Source organism: Rhodococcus jostii NBRC 16295 (assembly GCF_001894825.1).
Taxonomy (GTDB): domain Bacteria; phylum Actinomycetota; class Actinomycetes; order Mycobacteriales; family Mycobacteriaceae; genus Rhodococcus_F; species Rhodococcus_F jostii.
Window position 1 is genome coordinate 34,998 of record NZ_BCWY01000076.1, and the last position, 9,819, is coordinate 44,816.

9 protein-coding genes and 1 pseudogene are annotated in these 9,819 nt (G+C 70.0%); 3 read left to right on the forward strand and 7 right to left on the reverse strand.

Translation table 11 applies throughout. The features are described from left to right. Positions 1-50 precede the first annotated feature (50 nt). Positions 51-503, forward strand: coding sequence for an NUDIX hydrolase (locus tag RJ1_RS34070; protein ID WP_073366865.1), 453 nt, complete (start codon positions 51-53; stop codon positions 501-503). Here RJ1_RS34070 and RJ1_RS34075 read toward each other — a convergent pair. Continuing rightward, positions 500-1,840 (reverse strand): hypothetical protein, encoded by a 1,341-nt coding sequence (locus RJ1_RS34075; protein WP_073366866.1) that lies wholly within the window; start codon positions 1,838-1,840, stop codon positions 500-502. The genes RJ1_RS34070 and RJ1_RS34075 overlap by 4 nt on opposite strands. A 112-nt stretch (positions 1,841-1,952) precedes the next feature. Here RJ1_RS34075 and RJ1_RS34080 point away from each other — a divergent pair, with 112 nt between their 5' ends. Continuing rightward, complete coding sequence (locus tag RJ1_RS34080; protein WP_073366867.1) at positions 1,953-2,705, forward strand: isocitrate lyase/PEP mutase family protein; 753 nt, start codon at positions 1,953-1,955, stop codon at positions 2,703-2,705. Positions 2,706-2,744: 39 nt separating this feature from the next. Here the strand turns inward: RJ1_RS34080 and RJ1_RS34085 are convergent, their stop codons facing one another. The 6 genes and pseudogenes from RJ1_RS34085 to RJ1_RS34110 form a co-directional block, all read right to left on the reverse strand. Next, a complete protein-coding gene (locus RJ1_RS34085) occupies positions 2,745-4,928 on the reverse strand; it encodes an AAA family ATPase (RefSeq protein WP_073366868.1) in 2,184 nt (727 codons plus the stop codon). Positions 4,929-4,955: 27 nt separating this feature from the next. Continuing rightward, positions 4,956-5,819 carry a CDP-diacylglycerol--serine O-phosphatidyltransferase gene (gene pssA / locus RJ1_RS34090; protein ID WP_073366869.1) on the reverse strand — a complete coding sequence of 288 codons (864 nt, stop codon included), beginning with the start codon at positions 5,817-5,819 and terminating at the stop codon, positions 4,956-4,958. Then, the gene (locus RJ1_RS34095) at positions 5,816-6,529 is read right to left on the reverse strand and encodes a phosphatidylserine decarboxylase (RefSeq protein ID WP_073366870.1); all 714 of its coding nucleotides are present in this window, start codon (positions 6,527-6,529) and stop codon (positions 5,816-5,818) included. The genes pssA and RJ1_RS34095 overlap by 4 nt, the downstream gene beginning before the upstream one ends. A gap of 60 nt (positions 6,530-6,589) precedes the next feature. Continuing rightward, positions 6,590-7,627, reverse strand: a complete 1,038-nt coding sequence (locus RJ1_RS34100) for a DNA polymerase III subunit beta family protein (RefSeq protein ID WP_073366876.1) — start codon at positions 7,625-7,627, stop codon at positions 6,590-6,592. Beyond that, positions 7,605-8,112 (reverse strand): annotated as a pseudogene (locus RJ1_RS34105) (hypothetical protein); the annotation flags it as partial. The gene RJ1_RS34100 and the pseudogene RJ1_RS34105, both read right to left, overlap by 23 nt. 34 nt (positions 8,113-8,146) lie before the next feature. Continuing rightward, positions 8,147-8,605, reverse strand: a complete 459-nt coding sequence (locus tag RJ1_RS34110) for an SRPBCC family protein (RefSeq protein WP_073366872.1) — start codon at positions 8,603-8,605, stop codon at positions 8,147-8,149. Positions 8,606-9,079: 474 nt separating this feature from the next. Between RJ1_RS34110 and RJ1_RS34115 the strand changes: the two genes are divergently transcribed. Beyond that, positions 9,080-9,819: aromatic amino acid lyase (locus RJ1_RS34115; protein WP_170008925.1), on the forward strand; the 740-nt coding region annotated here is incomplete at its 3' end.

Genomic DNA, 9,819 nt, shown 5'->3' on the forward strand with positions numbered 1-9,819 from the left:
GGTCGGTTATTCGGACTCACAATCGCGGCAAATCGGACTAAAGGGGCGGAATGTGTTATGAGCGACTTCCCGGACTGATCTATCTTGTGAGTGTGCCTGCCGAGATCCGAACCGCCGCGCTCGCCCACATCCGCGACCGGAAACTCCTCCAGACCCGATCGGTGGGGAAGACCGCGTTCTACATGGCCGGCGGCAAGATCGATCCGGGCGAGAACGCCGAACAGGCTCTGCACCGAGAGATCCGGGAAGAACTCGACGCCGGGATCGTCGACGGGACACTCGAGCACCTGGGGGTGTTCGAGGCACCCGCGTACGGACATCCCGAGGGCACGGATCTGCACATGACCTGCTTCCTCGCCGAACTCGGCGCCGAACCCCGGCCGACGAGCGAGATCGCCGAACTGCGGTACTTCACCGTCGACGAGTACGCGGCGATGCCGGAGGTCGCGCCCGGCTCGATGCTCGTGTTCCGCCGACTGCAGTCGCTCGGCCTCCTCGACTAGCTGCCGTCCGGGGTATTGCGCCGCTCGTGTACCGCGTAGACGCAGAACGCGACGACGAGCAGCATCGCGACACCGGCGAGATGGTCGGACGCGGCCGTCGAGGCCGGCGACGACGGCAGGCGGTTGCTGGTGGTCGCATCCGAGTAGACCACCCGGCTGCGGGGAACGGTGGTCGCCGCAACGAACACCAGCGACGCGAACGGCAGCGCCAGACCGAGCACCGCGACGGGCGCCGAACCCGGCAGCGCGGAGGCGAGCGCGAAACCCGTCCCGCCGCCCAGAACGGCCAGCCGGAACAGGAGTGCGACGCCGTCGTTGCCGAAGTCGGGCCAGACGGTCGCGACCAGTGGAACGAGGGCGGCGAGACACAGGCCCCACCCGGGCCGGCGCCACTTCGGCGGAACCCTGACCGCCACCGCGATTCCCGCGGCCAGGGTGAACACGCCGACCGCGAGCAGGGCCGCCGCCGGAATCGTCACCCGCGGGGTCCGGAGGTCGTCGAGGACGAGCACGGCCGCGGCGGTGACACCGGTGGCGGCGAGGAGAAAGCGTCCGTCGAGCCCGGGGAATCGGCGTGCGATCAGGGCCGTGCCCGCCACGATCACGGCGAGGGAGAACGCGACGATCAGCCACACCGTCATCGGCTCACCGAATTCCTGGTCGTCGATCCACGCCCCGAGCAACCGGTTGAGCAGGGCGAGGGCCAGGGCGCCGACCAGCGCCGTCAGCAGCGTCTTCCGGTCGGGTCGTTGTACCCGGAACTGCGACCGCGCCACGACCGCCGACGCGACGGCGAGCACGAGCACCCCGACGAGCAGCCACTGCGGGGGTTCACCGATCGCGGAGGTGCTCATGCTGGCGGGTTCCACATAGGCGGCGTCGCCGCGCGGCAGTCGCTGCACACTCGCGAGGAGGAACGCACCCGCGACTCCGAGTGTCAGAGCCAGTTGCGGAGCCCAGCGACCCCACACCGCCGCGACCGCCGCACCCAGCAGGAACCCGGCAGTCGCGGTCTTGGCGAAGTGCAGGGCGATCAGCGTGTCGACACCGCCCGCGTGGGGCACCACCCACCGGGCACCGATCAGGACCAGTGCGCACACTGCTGCCAGAAGCCACGACAGCCGCCGAGAGCCGGAGCGTTGCAGACCGGCCACGGCGACGACGGCGAGGACGAGGGCCACCACCACACCCGTCGGCTGGCTGCTGAGCCAGCGGTCGATCTCACGATCGGAGGCGTTGATCGTCCAGGCCCGGTTGCGGGGATTGGTGAGGACGAAACCGGCCAGTGCGCCGGACGCGAGAGCAGCCGCGGCCGACAGAGGTTCGCGGAAGTCCATTCGCTCACGGTACTCGAGCGGGTAGGAATGGAACCGGCGAACCCGGCGTTGGCACCGAAGGCGTGCCCGAGAACCACTCCGATCGAATACACCCGAGGCGAGGAGCCCAACTATGACGTCGATCAACGAGAAGGCCACCACCCTGCTGGCGCTGCACCAGCCCGGCAACCCCGTCATCCTGCCCACAGTGTGGGATGCCTGGTCTGCGAATCTGGCTGTGTCCGCCGGGTTTCAGGCACTGACGGTCGGAAGCCACCCGGTGTCCGACTCGATCGGCAAACCGGACAACGAGGGGATCACGTTCGATGAGCTGCTGCACCGCATCTCGCAGATTACCGCGGCCGTGGATCTGCCGCTCTCCGTCGACATCGAGTCGGGATACGGGCTCGAACCCGCGCGACTGATCGAGGGGCTGATCGGTGCGGGAGCGGTGGGCCTGAACATCGAGGACACGGTCCACAGCGAGGGCGGGCGTCTCCGCGAGCCGCAGGAGCACGCCGACTTCGTCGGCGGATTGCGGCAGGCCGCCGACGCCGCCGGGGTCCACGTGGTCGTGAACGCGCGCACCGACCTGTTCGTGAAGCAGGTGGGCGACGAGACAGACCGGGTCGACCGTGCGATCGCGCGGCTGAAGCTCGCCGCCGAGGCCGGAGCGGACGTCCTGTACCCGGTGGGCCGCCACGACGACGCCACCCAGAAGAGGCTCACGTCGGAGCTGCCGCTGCCCGTCAACGCCATCGGGCTGCCCGATCAGGACGACCCGGCGAGCTTCGGCCCGCTCGGGGTCGCGCGCGTGAGCTTCGGGCCGTTCTTCCAGGCCGCCCTCTCAGCGCACGCGGCTACGCTGCTCGGCCGCTGGTCCTGACCCGTGAGTACTTGTTAACCGCCCGCGGTTAACAAGTACTCACGGGCGCGTCAGCGCATAGGCCTTCAGGTGCGCCACTTGCTCGGGATCGAGTGAGGGGCGCACCTTTTCGCGTGCCTCGGCCACGTCGGCCGCCGTGACGTCGGCGGCGTCGATGTTCCGCCGCATGGCGGCCAGCGCGGCCTCCCGCAGCAGTGCCGAGCAGTCGGCGGCCGAGTAGCCGTCGAGGTCGTGGGCCAGGGCGTCGAGGTCGACGTCGCCCGCGAGGGGGACCGCCTTGCCGGACGTCCGGAGGATGGCGCGGCGGGCGTCGCCGTCCGGTGGCGGCACGAACACAAGTCGCTCCAGGCGGCCGGGTCGCAGCAACGCCGGGTCTATGAGGTCGGGGCGGTTGGTGGCGGCGACGACCACGACGTCGCGGAGCGGTTCGACGCCGTCGAGTTCGGTGAGCAGCGATGCCACCACCCGATCGGACACCCCGGAATCGGAACTCTGACCGCGTCGCGGAGCCAGCGCGTCCACCTCGTCGAGGAAGATCAGCGACGGCGCCGAATCGCGCGCACGCTGGAACAACTCGCGGACGGCCTTTTCCGACGCGCCCACCCACTTGTCCATCAGCTCGGCGCCCTTCACGGCGTGCACGCTCAGATGTCCCGAACTGGCCAGCGCCCGAACGAGATAGGTCTTGCCGCAGCCGGGCGGGCCGTAGAGCAGCACGCCGCGTGGTGGGTCGACACCCAGACGGGCGAACGAATCCGGATGCTGCAGCGGCCACAGGACCGCCTCCGTCAGCGCCTGCTTGGTCTCCACCATGTCGCCGACGTCGTCGAGGGTGAGGCTGCCGATCGCGAGTTCCTCGCTGCCCGACCTCGACAGCGGACGGATGACGTCGAGGGCGCCGAGCAGATCGTCCTGGGTGAGCGCCGGGTCGATCGGCTTCCGGGTGGCGCGCGACGCGGCGCGGAGGGCGGCTTCCCGGCACAGTGCGGCGAGGTCGGCGACGACGAACCCGGGTGTGCGCGCCGCGATCGCGTCGAGGGTGACGCCGTCGGTGGGGACCTTCCGCAGGAGCAGTTCCAGGAGCGCTCTGCGGGTGGAGCCGTCGGGCAGTGTCAGCGCGAGTTCGCGGTCGCAGAGGTCCTGCCCGCGGAGCCGGCTGTCGATCGATTCCGGGTGCGCCGACGTCGCGACGAACGCGACCCCGACGGTCTCCACCGCGCGGCGGAGTTGTTCGACGATCAGCGCCGACACCGGTTCGGGGGTGGCCGGCAGCAGGGCGTCGATGTCGGTGATCAGCAGGACGCCACCGCCGCGGATCCCTTCCACCGCGGCCGTGACCCGTTTCAACCGCGAATCGGCTTCCAGCGCTCCGGCACTCGGACCGTCGAGTTCGACGACCCGCCGGGACGCGAGGACCGAACGGGCGAGCGTCGCCTTCCCGACGCCGGCGGGCCCGGTCACCAGAACCCCCAGATGGGGTGAGGCGCCGAGTTTCCGGAGCAGTTCGGGTTCGTCGAGTGCCAGCCCCAGCCACTCGGTGAGCTTGGCGGCCTGAGTCTGCGCGCCGACGAGGTCCTCGACCGGAACCGGGGGATCGTCCGCGGCGGCCGGGACGGGGGGCGCGGACAGCCGGGAGGGCGCCACAGACACCGACGGGCGCACCCCCTCGCCCCACCCGACCGCGGTGTTGGGCTGCACGCTCACCGGACCACCGGCGGGGTCGACCCCGGTCACGGTGAGCAACTCGGACGTCCAGGCGACGCCGAACGTCCGGGACAGCGCCTGCGTCGCCGGTGCGGTGCTGGTGCCGGGGCCCAGGTCGCGGGGGAGGAGCGACACGGTGTCGCCGACGGTGAGGACCTTGCCGAGCAGGGCGTGACGGAGGGTGACGTCGGAGATGGAGTTGACGGCCAGAGCGGATCCGCTGACCGTCACCGTCTTCCCGCCGTACACCGTCACGGGTGTCACGACGACGGTGCTGTTCTCGGACAGCCCGGCATTGGACAGTGTCACGTCGTCGAGGAGTGCAGTCCCGGTGGGGGTTCCGGCCGGAGCACGGCCGGCCACCGCGGCGGTGCGGCGGGCGCCGACCAGGGCGATGGCGTCCCATTCGCGGAGGCCGAGCGCGGCGAGGGCTTCCGGATGCAGCCGCACCACGCCGCGCCGGGCGTCGGCGGCCGAGGTGTTCAGTCGGACTGTGAGCGCGAGTTCCGGTGAGGTCACGCCGTCGAGCCTACGTGCGGGAGCGTCCTACCGGGCCCGGGGACGGCGCAGTCCGAGCCGTGCCGCCGATCGCCTGCCGCGGGCGTCGGGCTGACGCCGGATGGCACGCCGCTCGGCGGGCTTGATGTCCCACGTCTCGGGCCGCGCCGCCACCCACCGCTTCGAGTGGACCGCGAACGGAATGTGCGCGAGGTACACCGCCACGAGGACGAGCAGCAGGATGTACGGGTAGGTGACCAGGGCCGCCGCCGCGAGCGCCACCAGGACGAGGAGACCGGCCGCCATGTGCGGGGGCACGGACACCGTCTTCAGCGCGAGCGTGGGGATGCGGCTGACGATCAGCGCGGCGGAGATCACGGTCCACGCCACTACGACGGGATACGACGACCACCAGCCGTCGCCCCACTGCGCCGCGGCCGCCAGCGGGGCCAGCGCGACCAGCGCGCCGGCCGGCGCAGGCACCCCGGTGAAGTACTCGTTGGTGTAGCCCGGCGCGTCGTCTTCGTCGAGGAGCGTGTTGAACCGCGCCAGCCGCAGCACGATGCTCACCGCGTAGATCAGCGCGATGATCCAGCCGAAGCTCTGCCCGTCCAGCAGTGTCACGTAGAGGACGAGGGCCGGGGCGACGCCGAAGGAGATGGAATCGGCCAGCGAATCCAGTTCGGCGCCCATCTTGCTGGTGGCGTCGAGAAGGCGCGCGATGCGCCCGTCGAGCGAATCGAGCACCGCGGCGGCGCCGATCATCGCCAGCGACGTTCCCAGGTCGCCGTCGAGCGCGAACTTGACGGCGGACAGTCCCGCGCACAGGGCGAGGATCGTGACCACACTCGGCAGCAGCCGAACCGCCTGCTGTGGTCGTCCCCGCCGCTGTTGCTTCGCGTTCGCGATCACGGCAGTTGAGCGATGACGGTCTCGGCGCCGATCGTCCGCTGGCCTCGCTCGGCGAGCAACGTGGTGCCCGCCGGGAAGTAGGTGTCGACGCGGGAGCCGAACCGGATCAGACCGTACGTGTCGCCGATCGGGAGGGTGTCGCCGACCTTGGCGTCGCAGACGATCCTGCGGGCGAGCAGACCGGCGATCTGCACGACGGCGACGTCGTGTCCGTCGGCGGTGTGCAGCAGCATGCTGTTGCGCTCGTTGACCTCGCTGGCGTCGGCGAGATCGGCGGAGAGGAACCGGCCGGCGCGGTGGACGACCTTCTTCACCTCTCCGCCGACGGGGCTGCGCTGGACGTGCACGTCGAGCACGGACAGGAAGATGCTGACCCGGGGGAGTGGCTCGCTGCCCATGTCCAGCTCGGACGGCGGGACCGCGGAGTCGACGAGCGCGACCTCACCGTCGGCGGGCGCCACGGCGACACCGACGCGGTTCGGCGGCACGCGGTGCGGGTGCCGGAAGAACGCGGCGCAGGCCGCGGCCGAGGTCAGCGCCCCACGCCGGACCCACTTGCGCTTGCGCCCGACGAGCGCCACACCGAGGGGTGCAAGGACGAAGGGCAGCCCGGCCGGGTGGAGGGGCGGAACTGCTCCGCGGACGAGGTCGACGATGTGCCCGACGCTCGTGGGTTGCGGGGTTCCGGGGGGTGTGGGCTTGCGTGCCACGGGCTCCTCTAACTGTGTCGGACGGACGTGCTGCGCGCGCCATCGCGGCGCACTCACAGATTACGTGAGCGCTACCGGCTGCAACGGCATCAGGAGAGAGTACGCACTCGCGGGCTCCGATGTGTGAACGGATCGTGGCCGGATGGCGAGGGGAGTGAGGGGACCGGACACGTCGAACGTCAGCTGCTCGCCCGGCAGTGCGTCGACGGCCTCGAGGAGAAAACCCGCGTTCACCTGCACGTGGAAGCGCAGGCCCTGCCCCGCGCCGAGGCTGCCGACGACGATCTCGCCGGACTCCAGGACGCCGAGATCCACGCGGTCGCCGGCTTCGGCCAGGAGTGTCCGCAGCTCTGCCGAGGACAAGGTGTGCTCGATCCCGGGGTGTGTGGGCGACAGGCTGCGATGGTCGGGGAACGCACCGTCGACGAGGCGGGTGGTGAGCTCTTCGGTGCCGCAGCGGAGGGTGACGGCATCGGAGTCGACGAGTACGGACACTTCCGCGTGGCGGCGCAGGAGCCCGGCGGCGTCGTCGAGGAAGGTGCACGGCACGACGGCGGAGACCGGCGCGTCCGGCGGCGCGAGTACGGCCGCCGTGCCGACCGCCAGCCGGTAGCGGTCGGTGGTGACGAGCCGCAGCACGTCGTGGTCCGTCTCGAACAGGCACCCGCGCAGCACCGGGTACTCCGACTCGGGGTCGGCGGCGAACCGCACCGAACCGAACGCGGCGAGCAGGTCGGTGGTGCCGAGGACGAACGCGCTCTCCGTCTTCGGTCGAGCGTCGAGCAGGTGGTGAATTCTCGTGAGTTCGCGTCGGGCGTCGTCGAGCCCTTTCTCGAGCCGGCCGAGATGCCGGTCGAGCAGTCCGTGGGCGTCCGCGCCGTTCAGCACGGCCGACATCTCCTTGACGGGCATTCCCACCCGGCGCATCGCGGCGACGAGGACGGCCGCCTCCACGTGCCGGTCGGTGTACCAGCGGTAACCCGTGCGGGGGTCCACCACGTGCGGGGTGAGGACGCCCGCCTTGTCGTAGAACCGCAGGGCGCTGACCGACAGACCGGACGCCTGCGCGAGTTCGCCGATGCTGAGCACGCCGCTCACTCTGCCCGGGTCGTCCGACACTCGCACGCATCGAGGTCTGCGCGGAGTCGCGAGATGGCCCCGCGGATCAGCCGGCCGTACCCGTCCTCGGCGAGGGACCCGCAGTTCTCCGCCGCCCGGTCGAGATGGTGCCGTGCCTCCGCCGAATGGCCGAGTGCGTGATGAGCCGCCGCCACGTTGAGGTGCAGCGACGGGTAGAAGCCCGCCACCCGCAGTGAGGAGTGGTGCTCCCGGGCGCGATCGTCGGTCAGCGAGTCGGCGGCGTCGAGGGCGAGCAGATCCCAGCGCAGTTCCTCCGCGGGGTCCGTCTGCACGTCCGCCAGGTAGTGGGCGAGCGTGACGACGTGCAAGGGGTCACGGTCGACGCCGGACGGGAGGGCGTCCCACACCTCCTCGAAGATGTGCCGGGCGCCCTCCCGGTCACCTGCCATTGTTAGTTCCTGCCCCTGCGCGATCCTCGCCATGACGGCGTCCGGTGTGTCCATACCGGCAACGCTGAGGCCTCGACCAGGTCGAGGGTCAAGCCTTGCGCTCGGCCTCCGACTTGATGCGGGCGAGCGTGGTGTTCATCCCATTCACGAGGTCGACCTCGAAGTCCTCGTTGCCGCCGAGGACGGTCTTGACCAGGAACTGCGACACCTTGGACGTTCCGGTCGGCGCCTCGCGACGTTCGGTGACCTTGGTTCCGCCCGCCGTGGGCTCGAGTTCGTACGACCAGATGGTGCGGTTCTCGAGGATGCGGAACGCGAGGGCCTTGTTGGGCTGGAACTTCACGACCTTCGACGTGGTCGGCCACACGAGGAAGCCCTTGCGGTTGATGTTGACGGTCTTGGTGCCCTCTTCGACGACGCCACCGAGGATGCGCATCGTGCGGCACTGGGGGCTCCATTCGCCCATCCGCTTCAGATCCGACACGACGGCCCACACGTCTTGCGGGGTCGCGGCGATGTCGATGCTTGCTTCGAGGGTGTTTGCCATCGGCTGTCTCCAGTCAGGGAAGGTGATACGAACGGTAACAATTACTTTTGTGTCATCGTAGGCGTTCAGGACAGGGCGGTGTGCGGTAGGTCACTGAATCTTCGTCCGACCGCGGTTTTCCAGCGCTTCCGCGCGCCTCATCGAAACCCTGTAACCAAAGGGGCACGATGGGCGATGAGTCAATAGCGCGACGAAAAGTCGCGGGTGCAATGGCGCAATGGAAAGTTGTCGAGTCGGTGTTCGGAAGTGATCGGTCGTGAATGTTCATTCGATCCTGCGGTGGGACCGCAGCCCTCTCCCTCTACTCGAATCAGCCCGATTGCAAGGACGCCCGTCCTCGTGGCCGAGTGAAAAACTCGAACGTCTCATGACGCCACGCGAAATCGAGGAAGCCCTCCGCGGCCGTCGGTAGGCGCCGTTGTCGCTCCCGCAATCTCGTCACCCTCCCTCCGGCCTCGGGGGAGACTGGGTGATGTGGGAACCGAAGAGTGTGTCGTCGTCGGAACCGGAGCGGTCTCCGCAGAGGACGTGATCCGGGTGGCGCGTCTCGGTGCCCCGGTGCGGATTGCGGGGGACGCGATCTCGGCCATGGCGGAGTCCCGCAAGCGCATCGAAGCACTGGCCGAGGACCCGAAGCCCGTGTACGGGATCTCGACGGGATTCGGGGCACTCGCCACCCGGCACATCCCCTTCGCACGGCGGACACAGCTGCAGCGCAGTCTGGTCCGCTCGCACGCGGCCGGCAACGGCCCCGAGGTCGAGCAAGAGGTGGTGCGCGCCCTGATGCTGCTGCGGTTGTCGACCCTGGCCACCGGGCGCACCGGCGCGCGCCCGGAGGTGGCGCAGGTCTATGCCTCGTTGCTGTCGTCGGGGATCACGCCGGTGGTGCACGAATACGGCAGCCTCGGGTGTTCCGGTGATCTCGCGCCGCTGGCGCACGTCGCGCTCGCCGTCATCGGCGAGGGCACGGTCCGCGACGCCGAGGGCGCACTGATGCCGGCCGGGACGGCGCTGTCCGCCGCCGGCATCGAACCCGTCGTGCTCGAGGAAAAGGAGGGACTCGCCCTCATCAACGGCACCGACGGCATGCTCGGCATGCTGCTGCTGGCCTGCGAGGACCTGCACGGGCTCCTGCGGTTGGCCGACGTGACAGCGGCGATGAGTGTGGAGGGGCTGCTCGGCACCGACAAGGTGTTCGCCCCCGACCTGCAGGC